Source organism: Streptomyces sp. NPDC002835, assembly GCF_053591995.1.
This window is the reverse complement of the sequence record NZ_JBSFUW010000005.1, coordinates 120,747-134,138: the sequence shown is the minus strand read 5'-3', so window position 1 is coordinate 134,138 and position 13,392 is coordinate 120,747. Positions and strand designations below refer to the sequence as shown.

Sequence of the window (13,392 nt, the reverse complement as noted above, 5' to 3'; positions counted from 1 at the left end):
CTCGGTGGAACGGCCGGGCCGGTCGGGGCCGTTCGTCTCGGGGCCCCGGCGGCGGACCGGGTTGTCCCCGGCCCGTTGCCGTGGGCCCGGCTCCGGAGGCCGGAGCCGGGTCGGGCAGACGGGTGTGTCAGGACCGCTTCGACTCGGCCCCACTGTCGGCGCGCTCCGCGGTCTCGTCCTTCTCGCCGGGGATTCCCGCGACGTCCTCGACGTGGAAGAGGCGGGCGATCGGGACGTCGGTGCTGCTGTGGGCGATGATCGAGGCCGCGATGCAGACGGCGATCAGGGTGTACGCCTCCTCGCCCTGCGGGATACCGGCCTGGAGCACGAGAAGTCCGTAGACGACCGAGGCGAAGCCCTTGGGGCCGAACCAGGCGGCGACGAGCCGCTCCCGGCGGTCGAACCGTGTCCCGAGCAGCGAGACCAGCATGGACGCGGGCCGGATCAGGACGATCGCCAGGAACACCACGACGTAGCCGCCGACGGAGAGGTCGCCGAAGAGCTGCGGGGTCAGCAGGGCGCCGAAGACCAGGAGGGCCGCGAACTTGGCGAGTTCCGCGAGCTGCTCGCCGAGCGGTTCGAACGCGGACTTCGCCTCGGTCGGCGCGGCTGCCGTGAGGACGGCTCCCGCCGAGAACGCCGCGAGGTAGGGGTTCGCGTGCGTGAGGTGGCACAGCCCGTACAGGATGACGCCGATGGCCAGCAGCAGCAGCGGCTGGAGCTTGGGCTCCGCGCCGAGCAGCTTGAACCGCAGAAGTCCGACGACGAGCAGCGGCAGGACGATGCCGAAGGCGAGGCCGAGACCGAGCTCGAGGCCGATCATGCCGAGCGACGACTCGGCGTGCCCCGCGGTGGGGCCGGCGGCGGCGATGAGGATCAGGACGATGGGCAGTGCGAGCCCGTCATTGATGCCGCTCTCCACGTTCAGCAACTGACGCAGCCTCGAGGGCACTTCCTTGCGGCCGATGATCGCGGAGGCGAACACCGGGTCGGTGGGGGCCAGCACTGCGCCGACGAGGAAGGACGTCGTCCAGTCGAGACCCACCAGGAAGTGCGTGATCAGCGCCACGCCGACCAGGGCGAGCGGCATGCCCAGCCCCAACGCACGCGCCGGGTGCTTCCAGTTGGCGCGCAGCTTGGGGAATGAGACGTGCATTCCATCGGTGAACAGCACCGCGAACAGGGCGAGGTCCGCCGTGACCGAGACGATGGCGCTGTCGGCCGTGATGTGGATCAGGCCGAAGAAGCCGTCGCTGACGAGCGCCCCGCCGACGAGGAAGAGGAAAGAGGTGGAGAGGATCGTGCGGGCCGCGAGCCCGGACAGGAGTACGGCGATGAGCAGCGCCACTCCGAAGACAGCTACGAGCACCATGACGAGAATCCCCCGATCAGCTAAGACATCTGTCCCATGTTCGCCGACCAGACTTCCCGGCACTCCGCGGCTGACTCTACATGGACCCCACACCGTCGCGGGGAGCCCCGGATGCCGCCGTCATCTGGTGGTCCTGCTTGCCGGGACTCGGCAACCGGCGCGGACGAACCTACGACGCTCCCCAGCGTCCTGTCCATCGTGGGCTGTTGCCACCCGGGCAGGCGCCCTGCCCGGGACGCCCTGCGGAGAATCGGCGTCCGGTGCCGGCAAGGCGGGGCCAGAGCGGGCGGCTCGGCATCAACGGGGCGTAAAGGCTTCCGGGATCGTGCAATGTCTCCGGTGTGCGCCGTGTGCCACTGTGGGCCCCGCAGACAGGCGGGCCGGCGGCTCGGCGGTGCGACCGGCGTTCCGTGCCGCGGCCGGTGCTCCGTGTCCGGGGCCGGTGCTCCGTGTCCGGGGGCCGGTGCGCGGTCAGGTCCGGTCAGGGCGCCCCTTCTGTCGCTTCGCAAGCGGCCCCGGCCAGGGGCGCCGACGGAAAGGGACTTGCTCGTGACCATGCCGCCCCCGTACCGACACCCGTATGACCCGTTCGGCGCGGGTGACACCGTGCCCGTGCCCCCGCCGCCGCCCCCTCCCCCGCTGAGCCGACTCGCGCTGGCGTCCTTCGTGCTGGCGCTGCTGGTGGTGCCCGCGCCGCTGGCCCTCGTTCTCGGCATCGCCGCCCTGGTGCGGATGCGCCGGCGGAACCGGCGCGGCCAGGGTTTCGCGACAGCGGGAGTCACCGTCTCGGGCGTGGTCGTCCTGGCGGCCGGTGTCATGGCCTCGGGGTTGGTCCATTTCTCCGTATGGGCCGGCAGCACCGGCGACTGGGACGGCAGCCGTCCAACCGTCGCGGGCCGGCCCATGACCGTCTTCGACCTGACGGTGGGCGACTGCTTCGACCCGGGATCGGGGCTGCTGCGGCAGGACCGCGAGTCGCTGAGCGACGTCAGCGCGACGCGCAAGCGGTGCGACGAACCCCACGTCGCCGAGGCGTTCGGGTCGTTCCGGCTGCCGGACCGCGAGGGGTACCCGGGATTCACGGAGATGTCGGCCACCTCGCGGGAGCGGTGCGCGGGTCTGCTGCTCGACTATGCGATGGACCCTTACGAGTACGGGCGCCTCCAGACGTTCTTCTACCAGCCCGACCGGTCCGGGTGGGACCGCGGCGTCCGTTCGGTGTTGTGCTGGGCGGGCCGGCCACAGGGCAGCCTCACGGCCTCGCTCCGCAACGACGGCTCCGCTCTCACTCCGGATCAGGTCGCCTATCTGACCGCGCAGAAGCCCCGCCATCTCGTACTGCTGGACGCTCCGCGGAAGAGCCCTGCCGAGGACCTGGCCACGGCGCGGGAGTGGGCGGGCCGGATGGCGGAGGCCCAGGAGGCGACCGCGTCGCGGTTGCGGGAGGCCGGCCTGCCGCCGGAGGTGGGCGCGGTCGCGTCGGAACTCGCCGCTCGGCTGGCCGCAGGCTCCGTGCACTGGGAGCGGGCCTCGCGCGCCGAGAACGCCGAGGCGTTCGGCCGGCACGCTCGTGAGGTGGAGAAGACCGCGGGCAGGGAGCAGGAGGTGCGTATCCGGACCGCACTCGGGCTGCCGTCGCAGCCGGTGCAGGCGGGTCTCGCCGGTGGCGCGAAGGTCTGACCGGGCCCGGGCGGTGGTGCCTGAGCGGCGTCACCGTCCGACGGATCCGTCGATCTGCTCGCGGAGGATGTCGGCGTGGCCGGCATGGCGGGCGGTCTCCTCGATCATGTGTACCAGGACCCAACGCATCGACGGTGGCGGTGTCTCACGCAGCGACCGGGCTCCCGGTCCGTCCAAGTCCTCGCAGGCGTCGATGATTGCGTTGGACTCCTCGACCGCCCGCCGGTAGGCGGCGAGCAGACTTTCGACGGTCTCGTCGTCGTCAGGCCGGGCCTCGTCGTCCCGCAGCGGGGCATCGGTGCCGGCGTAGGCGTGGGTGAACCAGTTGAACTCCACGGCGGTCAAGTGTTTGACCAGGCCGAGGATGCTGGTTCCGGACGGGACTCCGGCGGTGCGGGCCACCGTCTCCGAGAGGCCGGAAGCCTTGGCGGCGACGGACTCCCGTAGGTAGTCCAGGAAGGCCAACAGCGTTGTTTTCTCATCGGTGTTGAGACTCGGTGGGCGCAGATCGCCACGCGGTTCGGTGTGCGTCACACCGCGACCCTACGCGCCCACCTCGCCGGGGAGGAGCCCTTCGTTGCAGGGGGTTCGGCCGACATCGGCAGGTGGTCGAGGGGTTCCTCGCGCCGTCTTCGGCACCAATGACAACGCAAGGGCAGTACCGTTGCATCACAGCAACCACATCCAACCGCGGGTGCGGCCCCGCAATTCGGGAGATCAACATGACGTCTTCGACCAACCCGGCAGGCAGCATCACCGAGGCGACCGCGCTGCTCCAGGCGGAGTTGCCGCAGCTGGAGGAGTACCAGCAGACGCTCGAGAAGGAACTCGCCTCGGTCACCGAGCGACTCGAGTCGGTGCGCGGCGCCCTCGCCGCGCTGCAGGCGCTGTCCGCCACTCCCATTCCGGCGCCCCGTGAGGCGGAGAGCGTCGTTGCCACCGTGATCGACTCGCCGCCGGCGGTCGCGGAGGAGCCGGTGTCCGAGCCGCTGCCCGCGGAAGAACCCGTGGCGGCTCCCGCGCCCGAGGAGCCGGCCGAACAGAAGGAAGAGCAGAAGGCCAAGCCGGTGGCGCGCACCGCGAAGGCGGCGGGCAAGCGCCCGGCGAAGACGGCGGCGGCCAAGCAGCCGCAGGCCAAGAAGGCGGGGAAGCAGGCCCAGGCCAAGAAGGCTGCCCCCGCGCAGGACAAGAAGAAGGCCCCGGCGAAGAGCCAGGACACCGCGGCCCCCGCCCTGGCGGACGCCTCCGGGCTGACCGACCAGGTGGTCGCCGTCCTGACCCGCAACGCCGACACACCGCTGCGTGCGCGTGACGTCGCCCAGGCGCTGGGCCGTGACGACTCCACCGGCAGCATCAACACCGTGCGCAGCACCCTCGACCGCCTCGTCGCCACGTCCCGCGCACACCGTGCCGGCCGCGGGCTGTACCAGGCGCCCCGTAACTGAACCACCGCCGGCCCCGTGCCGGCCCGTACACCTGTCGCCGCACCTTCGCCCGAGTGGTCGCTCGGCCGAAGGTGCGGCGGCAGGTCAGCGGTGCTCCACCGACGGCGCGGGGCCGGCCGGCCGGTCAGGCGGCCCGGGTGAGTTCGGCGCGGCCGAACAGCAGGCCGTACCCGCCGGGCAGTTGCGCCAGGACACGGTCGATGAGGCGGGGGCCGGCGAGCTGCGTGACGACGTGGAGGACGGCTCCGGTGTCCCAGCGCGCGGTGGCCGGGGTGCCGCCGATGCGGGTGGCGAGGTCCTTGACGAAGCCCCAGCCGGTGAGTGGCTGCGTGGCGGGGATCTGGGAGGTGAAGGCGCGGGCGGCCTCGAGCGGGAGGCAGGCAGCCAGGTCGACGCGCTCGTCCCCGGTGATCTGACGCCCGAGTGCGGCCAGCACGGCGCGAACGGTGTCCTCGGCCCGCTCACGCGTCGGGTAGGCGCCTTCGTAGCGGACTCGTTCCAGCATCTGGTCGAACGTCATGCCCGGCGTCGTCGGGGTCGGTCCCTGCTGGGTGAGCATGGTCGGATGTCTGCCTTTCTCGTCGCGGTGTTGCTCGTCGCGGACTTGGTCGTCGCGGGTGTTGGTCGTCGCGGGTTGTTCTCGTCGCGGGGTTTCGTCGTCGTGGATCGTTCTCGTCACGGGTGCCGGACTCGTCGGCGGTCACGCGTGCCGGGCCGCCGCCGGCCGGGCGCGCGGCACCCGGCCGGACATCGGTCACCCGCGGACCGGACCGGGCCGGTCGTCGTGTGCGGGGCGGCCGAAGAGGAGGTCGTAGCCCGGGGGCAGTTGGAGCAGCATGCGGCGGGTCAGCTCTTCGCCCGCGGCGTCGGCGGTCACGCTCAGCACGGCGCTGACGTCCCACGTCGCGGTCTGTTCGGTGGCACCGTCGATCCATGCCGCGGTGGCACGGACGAACCGCTCGGGTGACAGCGGTTCGGCGGCCTGCAGCGGGTTGAGCAGGATCAGCGCGAAGGTCTCCGGGAGCCGGGCGGCCAGCCGGGCCCGCACGTCGCCCACCAGGTGCGCGCCCAGCAGGGCGAGCACGGTGCGTGCCGCCCGTTCCGCCTCCTGGCGTGTGGTGTACTCACCGCGTTCCTGCACCTGTTCGAGGAACACGTCCCATCGCATCGTCATCGAAGCCCCTTCCTCTCCCGGCCGGAGGGCGGAGGGCGGGACGGGAGGGGGAACCGGTTCCCGTCCTCCGCCACGGCGCGGGCGGGCGCGGTCAGCCGCTGATCTCCTTGCGGCCGGCCTCCCCGCCGATGGTGATCTTGCGGGGCTTGGCACGCTCGGCGATCGGGATCCGGAGTGTCAGGACACCCGACTCGTAGTCGGCCTTGATGTGTTCCGTGTCCAGGGTGTCGGCCAGCATCACCTGGCGGGAGAACACGCCCAGGGGCCGTTCGGACAGTTCCATCTGGACGTCGTCGGCCTTCGTGACCGGCCGGCGCTCGGCCTTGACGGTCAGCATGTTGCGTTCGACGTCGATGTCGATCGCATCGCTCGTGACACCGGGAAGGTCGAGAGCGATCACATATTCGTCGCCCTCCCGGTAGGCGTCCATCGGCATCGCCGAGGGCCTCGACCACGTGCCACTGGTCCCCAGGAGCTGCTGGGTGAGGCGGTCGATCTCGCGGAAGGGGTCGGTGCGCATCAACATCGCGAAAACACCTCCAGTCGGTTCAGGCAGTTACTGCCAATGCGCTGCACCTGACTCCGTTGTAGCATGTCATCCAAACGATGACAACCGAAGCGTCACCTAAAGGATGACGGGCAAGGTGTCATCAGGAAGACGACGGCATCGAAGGACGACGTACCGCGAAGGGACTCCCGTGAACGCAGCCGAGCAGCCCCGCGAGCCCGGGCCGACCCCCGCCTCGTTCCTCGCCGCGGCGGCGGCGCTGACGGCCATCGACGAGGCCGTGCGCGCCGCCCAGGCCCCGCGGCCCGGACAGGAACCGCCGCCGGAGCAGGCCAGTTCCCGGCAGGCGCTGGCCGCGCTGCTCCTGCTGCGGCAGGTGCGCGACCAGCTGGCCGGGTGGGAGCCGGGCCTCATCGAGGCGGCACGCGAGGCGGGCGCCAGCTGGGCCGAGCTCGCCCCGCCCCTCGGCGTGGCCAGCCGCCAGGCCGCAGAGCGCCGCTATCTGCGGCTGCGCCCCGGCGACGCGGGCACCACCGGCGAACAGCGCGTGCAGGCCACCAGGGACCGCCGCGCCGCCGACCGCACGGTCACAGCCTGGGCCCGGAGCAACGCCTCGGACCTGCGCCAGCTCGCCGGCCAGATCACCACGCTCACGGACCTGCCCACCACCTCCCGCGCACCCCTGGCCGAAGCGCTCGGCGACAACGACCCCGCCGCCCTCCTCCGCCCCCTCATCGATGCCCACCCCCACCTTGAGACGCGCCACCCCGACCTCGCCGCCCGCGTCGACTCCGTCACCCGCCACACCGACCGGCTGCGCCGGCGCGGCGGCGACCGGCAGCGCCCCACCACGTAACACCGGCCCACACCGGCGGACGTTTGCGACACCCCGGCTCGGAGACCCGACCGGGTGTCGACATGCGGACCGCTGAAGGGAGGCGAAGCCGATGCGCTTCCTCGATCACCGGCACGCGGGCCGGCAGTTGGCGGCCCGACTCGTCGAGTGGGCCGCGCACCGGGACCTGATCGATCCCCTCGTTCTGGCCCTGCCGCGCGGCGGTGTGCCGGTGGCGGCCGAGGTCGCCCGTGCTCTCGGCGCTCCCCTGGACATCGTGGTGGTCCGCAAGATCGGCGCGCCCGGCAGCCCGGAGACGGGGATCGGCGCGATCGCGGGAGACGAGCCCCCGCTCTTCGACGACGAGTCCCTCCGGATGCTGAACCTCTCCGCGGCGGACCTGGCCGACGACGTCGCCCTCGAGCGGGCGGAACTGCGCCGCCGTGAAGACGTGTACCGCCACGGCCGGCCCGCTCCGGCGGTGGCGGGACGCAGCGTGATCGTCGTCGACGACGGGCTCGCCACCGGGGTCACCGCACGCGCCGCGCTGCGTCACCCGCGCGCGCAGGGCCCGGCCCATCTGGTGCTGGCCGTGCCCGTGTGCGCCCGTGACGCGGCAGCGGCGGTGCGGGCGGAGGCCGACGACCTGGTGTGCCTGCACCGGCCGGACGTCTTCTGGTCCGTCGGTGAGTGGTACGAGGAGTTCGCCCAGGTCTCCGACAACGAGGTGATCTCGACCCTGCGCCGGCCCGGCGTCTCCCCCGAGGACGGCGACCGCTAGTCAGGCGTGCCCGGTCGGCGAGGCGGCCCCGCGGGCGTGGCCAGGTGTCCCCACGGGCAGCAGGTGCGGCCTCTTGGCGGTGCGGCCGTCGCCGGACGAGCGACCGCGCACACGCCGGCGAAGCCACGGCCCGAGGAACGCGGCGGCCCAGCGCAGTTCGACGGCGACGGCGTGCCGTCCGGTGGGGGCGGCGGTCCCCGCCGGGGGCAGCGGGTGCGTCCAGGAGAGGTCACTGCCGGGCAGGTCGAGGGCGTGCGCGACCGCGGCGGCGATCCGCTCATGGCCGAGGGGCCCTGCGTGCAGCCGGTCGGCGCTCCACAGGCGGGGGTCGGTGACGACGGGATGGTGGCCGGTCTCGGCGACGACGACCCCGTGCCGCCGGGCGGCCTGCCGTATGCGGTCGTTGAGAGCGGTGACGCGGGGGCCGAGCGGGCGGGCGAGCGGGGTGATCCGCGCCAGGTCGGGGAAGGTCAGCGTGGCGACCAGGGCGCCCTGCGCGGTGAGCGCGGCGAACATGGCCTCCAGGTGGCCTGCGGCCTCGTCGGCGTCGAACCGCGGCCGCAGCAGGTCGTTGACCCCGGCGACCACGGTGGCCAGGTCGGGGCCCAGGGCGAGCGCGGGGCCGAGCTGCTCGGTGCGGACCTGCCCGGCCAGGCGGCCGCGGACGGCCAGGTTGGCGTACCGCAGGCCGGGGTTATGCGGTGCGAGGTGCTCGGCGAGCCGGTCGGCCCAGCCGCGCAGGCCGGTCGTGTCGTCGCCGTCGCCCATGCCCTCGGTCTGGCTGTCGCCGAGGGCCACGTACCGCAGGAATCGCGGCTCAGTGCCGGTCATGGGCGGACCGCCTCTCCCGCAGGACCCGGGCCGCGCGTTCGCACCAGTCGCGGTTGCCCTCCTCGAAGGCGAGGCCGCGCAGACAGGTCAGATAGGGGCCGACGGGCCTGCCGTGGCGCAGGAATTCGTCCTCGGTGCGCTCGCCCCGCATCGTGTGCAGCAGCCGCTCGAACAGCTCGATCTTCGCCCGGGCGAAGATCGCGCGTTCGGTGAGCTGCGCGATCAGGTTCCCCGTGTCGACGTGGTCGGCGGCCTGGACCATCACCAGCAGGTCCTCGCGGATGTAGGAGGGTCTGGCGGCGGCGGCCGTGAACTGCTCCAGCTCGGCCAGACCGGCGTCGGTGACCTTGAACAGGCGCTTGTTGGGGCGGTTGTCCTGCACCACCTCCCGGCCGGTGACCAGTCCGGCCTTCTCGAGCCGGGCCAGTTCGGCGTAGAGCTGCTGCGGCTGGGCGTGCCAGAAGTTGGCCACCCCCAGGTCGAACGACTTCGCCAACTGGTAGCCGCTCAACTCCTCGTCGAGCAGCGCCGCCAGCGCGGCGTGGCGCAGTGCCATCCCATCGCCTCCTCGCTGCCTCGGTCCGCTCTGCCTCTGTCCACAGGCACACCGAGGATGATACTCATGAATCTTACTAGTCATATCGATGACTACGCAGATGTAGGACTACGAAGGAGATGCCGTGACCGCAGCGGACCGCTTCCGCGCCGCCGTCGACAGCCGCGACCCGGCCGCCCTGGACGGCCTGTTCACCGACGACGTCCGCCTCTACAGCCCCGTGAAGTTCACGCCCTTCGAGGGCAAACCGATGGTGCTGGGCCTCTTCGGGGTGCTGCTGCGTACCTTCGAGGACTTCCGTTACGTCGGGCACTGCACCGGCACGGCCGAGACGGGCGCCGACGGGACCGTGTCGCCGTCGGAGGTCCTGCTCTTCCGCGCGACCGTGAACGGCCGGCAGATCCACGGCATGGACCTGCTCCAGTTCGACGACGCCGGGCTGATCAAGGAGTTCACGGTGATGGTCCGGCCCCAGTCCGCCGTGCACGCCCTCGGCGAAGCGGTCCTCGCCGGCCTCGTCGCCGAGGGTCTGGTTCCGGACGGGCGCGCGCCGCAGGACGGACCGCGTCCCACCGCCGGAGCGACGGGGAGCTGACACCGGCGCCCGCCCGCACCGGGCGCCGTGACCGAACCGCTCTCGGGAAAGGCGCCGTGATCGAACCGATCTCAGGAAAAGTGACGCACGCCCTGGCTGCCCGGGCATTGTTCCTGGTAGCCAGGGCCCTACGCTGAGCGCAACGGAGCGTTCCCATGTCACACAGCGGTCGCCCGGGCATCCGTGCGGCCACCACAGAGACGGAGCGAGATGTTCGGCAAACTACTGGTCGCCAACCGCGGTGAGATCGCGATCCGGGCCTTCCGAGCGGCATTCGAGCTCGGTGTCTCGACGGTGGCCGTGTTCCCGCACGAAGACCGGAACTCGCTGCACAGGGCGAAGGCGGACGAGGCGTACCGGATCGGCGAGCCCGGCCATCCGGTGCGCGCGTACCTCTCCGTGGAAGAGATCGTGAAGGCCGCGCGCCGTGCGGGAGCCGACGCCGTGTACCCCGGCTACGGGTTCCTGTCCGAGAACCCGCAGCTGGCCGCCGCGTGCGAGGAGGCCGGCATCACCTTCGTGGGGCCGCCGGCGTCGGTACTGCACCTGACCGGCAACAAGGCCCGGGCGGTGGCGGCCGCTCGTGAGGCCGGCGTCCCGGTACTGAAGTCGTCGGCTCCCACGGACGACGTGGACGAACTGGTGCGCGCGGCCGACGACATCGGCTTCCCCGTGTTCGTCAAGGCGGTCGCGGGCGGCGGCGGCCGCGGGATGCGGCGGGTCGAGCAGCCCGCCGACCTGCGGGAGGCCGCGGAGGCCGCGATGCGCGAGGCGCGCTCCGCCTTCGGCGACGCGACGGTGTTCCTCGAGCAGGCCGTGATCGACGCCCGGCACATCGAGGTGCAGATCCTGGCCGACGCCGACGGCAACGTCGTGCATCTCTACGAGCGGGACTGCTCGGTGCAGCGGCGTCACCAGAAGGTCGTCGAGATCGCCCCGGCGCCCAACCTCGATCCCGCGCTGCGGGAGCGCATCTGCGCCGACGCCGTCGCGTTCGCCCGGCACATCGGCTACGTCAACGCCGGCACGGTGGAATTCCTCGTCGACGGGCGCGGCAACCACGTCTTCATCGAGATGAACCCGCGCATCCAGGTCGAGCACACGGTCACCGAACAGGTCACCGGACGCGACCTGGTGATCGCGCAGCTGCGTATCGCCTCCGGCATGACGCTGCCCGAACTGAACCTGACGCAGGACAGCATCACGCTGACGGGTGCGGCGCTGCAGTGCCGGATCACCACCGAGGACCCGACCAACGGCTTCCGGCCCGACACCGGGACCATCGCGGCCTACCGCTCCCCCGGCGGCCCCGGCGTACGGCTCGACGGCGGTACGGTGCACACCGGCGCGTCGGTCTCCGCCCACTTCGACTCCCTGCTGGTCAAGCTGACCTGCGAGGGGCACGACCACACGAACGCCGTCCGGCGGGCCCGGCGGGCCATCGCCGAGTTCCGCATCCGGGGCGTGGCGACCAACCTGCCGTTCCTCGGCGCCGTGCTGGACGACCCCGACTTCCAGGCCGGCCGGGTGACCACGTCGTTCATCGACGAGCGGCCGCACCTGCTGCGGACCCGGCCGCCGGCCGACCGCGGCAGCCGCATCCTCGGCCACCTCGCGGAGACGACCGTCAACCGTCCGCACGGGCCGCGGCCTTCGGTCGTGGAGCCGGCGGACAAGCTGCCCGCCACCGACCTCACGGCACCGCCGGCCGACGGTTCCCGGCAGCGGCTGGCCGCCCTCGGACCCCAGCGGTTCGCCGAGGAGCTGCGGGCCCAGACCGCCGTCGCCGTCACGGACACCACCTTCCGCGACGCCCACCAGTCGCTGCTGGCGACCCGGGTGCGCACCCGGGACCTGCTCGCCGTGGCGCCCCATGTGGCCCGTACCGCACCGCAGTTGCTCAGCCTCGAGTGCTGGGGCGGCGCCACCTACGACGTGGCGCTGCGGTTCCTCGCGGAGGACCCGTGGGAGCGGCTCGCCGCGCTGCGCGAGGCCGTGCCCAACGTCTGCACGCAGATGCTGCTGCGGGGCCGCAACACGGTGGGTTACACGCCCTATCCGACGGAGGTGACCGACGCGTTCGTGGCCGAGGCCGCAGCCACCGGCATGGACGTCTTCCGGATCTTCGACGCGCTGAACGACGTCTCGCAGATGCGTCCCGCGATCGACGCCGTACGGGCCACGGGGACGTCGCTGGCCGAGGTCGCGCTCTGCTACACGGCCGACCTGTCGAACCCGGCGGAGCAGCTCTACACGCTGGACTACTACCTGCGGCTGGCCGAGCAGATCGTGGAGGCCGGGGCCCATGTCCTGGCCATCAAGGACATGGCGGGCCTGCTGCGTCCGCACGCCGCGCGCACGCTGGTGACGGCGCTCCGGGAGCGGTTCGACCTGCCCGTGCACCTGCACACGCACGACACGGCGGGCGGCCAGCTCGCCACCCTGATCGCGGCGATCGATGCCGGCGTCGACGCCGTGGACGCCGCGGTGGCGTCGATGGCGGGCACGACCAGCCAGCCGTCGCTGTCGGCGCTGGTCGCGGCCACCGACCACACCGAGCGGGAGACCGGTCTGTCCCTGCAGGCCGTGGGCGACCTGGAGCCCTACTGGGAGGCGGTGCGGAAGGTGTACCGGCCGTTCGAGTCGGGGCTCGCCTCGCCGACCGGCCGTGTCTACCACCACGAGATCCCCGGCGGCCAGTTGTCGAACCTGCGGCAGCAGGCCATCGCGCTCGGCCTGGGCGACCGGTTCGAACTGGTCGAGGAGTACTACGCGGCGGCGGACCGGATGCTGGGCCGTCTGGTGAAGGTGACGCCGTCGTCGAAGGTCGTGGGCGATCTCGCGCTGCACCTGGTGGGCGCCGGTGTCTCGGCGGACGCCTTCGAGTCGTCGCCGGAGAAGTTCGACGTACCGGACTCGGTCATCGGCTTCCTCCGCGGCGAGCTGGGCGACCCGCCCGGCGGCTGGCCGGAGCCGTTCCGCAGCCGGGCGCTGGAGGCGCGGCCGCCCCAGGCCGAGCCGCCGCGGCTGTCCGAGGACGACCTGCGGGGCCTGCGCGACGAGCGGCGCTCCACTCTCAACCGGCTGCTGTTCCCCGGCCCCGCGAAGTCGTTCGAGTCCCACCGGGAGCACTACGGCGACACCTCGGTGCTGTCGACGAAGGACTTCTTCTACGGGCTCGAGCCGGACAGCGAGCACACCGTCACCCTGGAGCCGGGCGTGACGCTGATCATCGAGCTGGAGGCCATCTCCGAGGCCGACGAGCGCGGGTTCCGCACCGTGCTGACCCGGATGAACGGCCAGATGCGCCCGGTGTCGGTGCGCGACAACTCCGTCGCGACGACGGTGAAGGCGGCGGAGAAGGCGGACCGCGGCAACGACCGTCACGTGGCGGCGCCGTTCGCGGGCGTGGTCACCCTCCAGGTCGCGGAGGGCGCGTCGGTGAGCGCGGGTCAGACCGTGGCCACCATCGAGGCGATGAAGATGGAGGCGTCCATCACGGCGCAGAGCGCCGGCACGGTGCGGCGGGTCGCCATCGGCGAGGTCCAGCAGGTGGAGGCCGGTGACCTGCTGATCGAGATCGCGCCGTGAGGCGGCGCGACCGGGCCCACTGAC

General features: G+C 72.3%; 13 protein-coding genes. 6 read left to right on the top strand and 7 right to left on the bottom strand.

The features are described from left to right. Nucleotides 1-127 precede the first annotated feature (127 nt). Nucleotides 128-1,372, bottom strand: a complete 1,245-nt coding sequence (locus ACWD01_RS07560) for a cation:proton antiporter (RefSeq protein WP_451159096.1) — start codon at nucleotides 1,370-1,372, stop codon at nucleotides 128-130. Between the two features lie 555 nt (nucleotides 1,373-1,927). Here ACWD01_RS07560 and ACWD01_RS07555 point away from each other — a divergent pair. Next, nucleotides 1,928-3,052: a DUF4190 domain-containing protein gene (locus ACWD01_RS07555; RefSeq protein ID WP_451159397.1), complete on the top strand. Its 1,125-nt coding sequence runs from the start codon at nucleotides 1,928-1,930 to the stop codon at nucleotides 3,050-3,052. Between the two features lie 30 nt (nucleotides 3,053-3,082). Here ACWD01_RS07555 and ACWD01_RS07550 read toward each other — a convergent pair whose 3' ends face one another. Then, nucleotides 3,083-3,586, bottom strand: coding sequence for a DinB family protein (locus tag ACWD01_RS07550; protein WP_451159094.1), 504 nt, complete (start codon nucleotides 3,584-3,586; stop codon nucleotides 3,083-3,085). Between the two features lie 188 nt (nucleotides 3,587-3,774). Here ACWD01_RS07550 and ACWD01_RS07545 point away from each other — a divergent pair, with 188 nt between their 5' ends. Next, nucleotides 3,775-4,497 (top strand): hypothetical protein, encoded by a 723-nt coding sequence (locus tag ACWD01_RS07545; RefSeq protein ID WP_451159092.1) that lies wholly within the window; start codon nucleotides 3,775-3,777, stop codon nucleotides 4,495-4,497. Between the two features lie 124 nt (nucleotides 4,498-4,621). Here the strand turns inward: ACWD01_RS07545 and ACWD01_RS07540 are convergent, their stop codons facing one another. The 3 genes from ACWD01_RS07540 to ACWD01_RS07530 all read right to left on the bottom strand — a co-directional run bounded on the left by ACWD01_RS07540 (nucleotide 4,622) and on the right by ACWD01_RS07530 (nucleotide 6,197). Then, nucleotides 4,622-5,017 carry a DUF2267 domain-containing protein gene (locus tag ACWD01_RS07540; protein ID WP_451159395.1) on the bottom strand — a complete coding sequence of 132 codons (396 nt, stop codon included), beginning with the start codon at nucleotides 5,015-5,017 and terminating at the stop codon, nucleotides 4,622-4,624. A gap of 234 nt (nucleotides 5,018-5,251) precedes the next feature. Then, nucleotides 5,252-5,671, bottom strand: coding sequence for a DUF2267 domain-containing protein (locus ACWD01_RS07535; protein WP_451159090.1), 420 nt, complete (start codon nucleotides 5,669-5,671; stop codon nucleotides 5,252-5,254). A 91-nt stretch (nucleotides 5,672-5,762) separates the two neighbouring features. Then, nucleotides 5,763-6,197: an Hsp20/alpha crystallin family protein gene (locus tag ACWD01_RS07530; RefSeq protein WP_451159088.1), complete on the bottom strand. Its 435-nt coding sequence runs from the start codon at nucleotides 6,195-6,197 to the stop codon at nucleotides 5,763-5,765. 172 nt (nucleotides 6,198-6,369) lie between these two features. On the opposite strand from ACWD01_RS07530, the gene ACWD01_RS07525 reads away from it, so the two are divergent. Together ACWD01_RS07525 and ACWD01_RS07520 are read left to right on the top strand one after the other, a co-directional pair. Next, nucleotides 6,370-7,035: a type III effector protein gene (locus ACWD01_RS07525; RefSeq protein WP_451159086.1), complete on the top strand. Its 666-nt coding sequence runs from the start codon at nucleotides 6,370-6,372 to the stop codon at nucleotides 7,033-7,035. Nucleotides 7,036-7,126: 91 nt separating this feature from the next. Continuing rightward, nucleotides 7,127-7,795 (top strand): phosphoribosyltransferase, encoded by a 669-nt coding sequence (locus tag ACWD01_RS07520; protein ID WP_451159084.1) that lies wholly within the window; start codon nucleotides 7,127-7,129, stop codon nucleotides 7,793-7,795. Here ACWD01_RS07520 and ACWD01_RS07515 read toward each other — a convergent pair whose 3' ends face one another. Together ACWD01_RS07515 and ACWD01_RS07510 are read right to left on the bottom strand one after the other, a co-directional pair. Beyond that, a complete protein-coding gene (locus tag ACWD01_RS07515; RefSeq protein WP_451159082.1) occupies nucleotides 7,796-8,626 on the bottom strand; it encodes an SGNH/GDSL hydrolase family protein in 831 nt (276 codons plus the stop codon). It lies immediately after the preceding gene. After that, a complete protein-coding gene (locus ACWD01_RS07510; RefSeq protein WP_451159080.1) occupies nucleotides 8,613-9,182 on the bottom strand; it encodes a PadR family transcriptional regulator in 570 nt (189 codons plus the stop codon). Before ACWD01_RS07510 ends, ACWD01_RS07515 begins: the two co-directional genes overlap by 14 nt. Nucleotides 9,183-9,306: 124 nt before the next feature. Between ACWD01_RS07510 and ACWD01_RS07505 the strand changes: the two genes are divergently transcribed. Further along, the gene (locus ACWD01_RS07505) at nucleotides 9,307-9,777 is read left to right on the top strand and encodes a nuclear transport factor 2 family protein (RefSeq protein ID WP_451159078.1); all 471 of its coding nucleotides are present in this window, start codon (nucleotides 9,307-9,309) and stop codon (nucleotides 9,775-9,777) included. A 210-nt stretch (nucleotides 9,778-9,987) separates the two neighbouring features. After that, nucleotides 9,988-13,368: a pyruvate carboxylase gene (locus tag ACWD01_RS07500; RefSeq protein ID WP_451159076.1), complete on the top strand. Its 3,381-nt coding sequence runs from the start codon at nucleotides 9,988-9,990 to the stop codon at nucleotides 13,366-13,368. The last annotated feature ends 24 nt before the right edge of the window (nucleotides 13,369-13,392 follow it).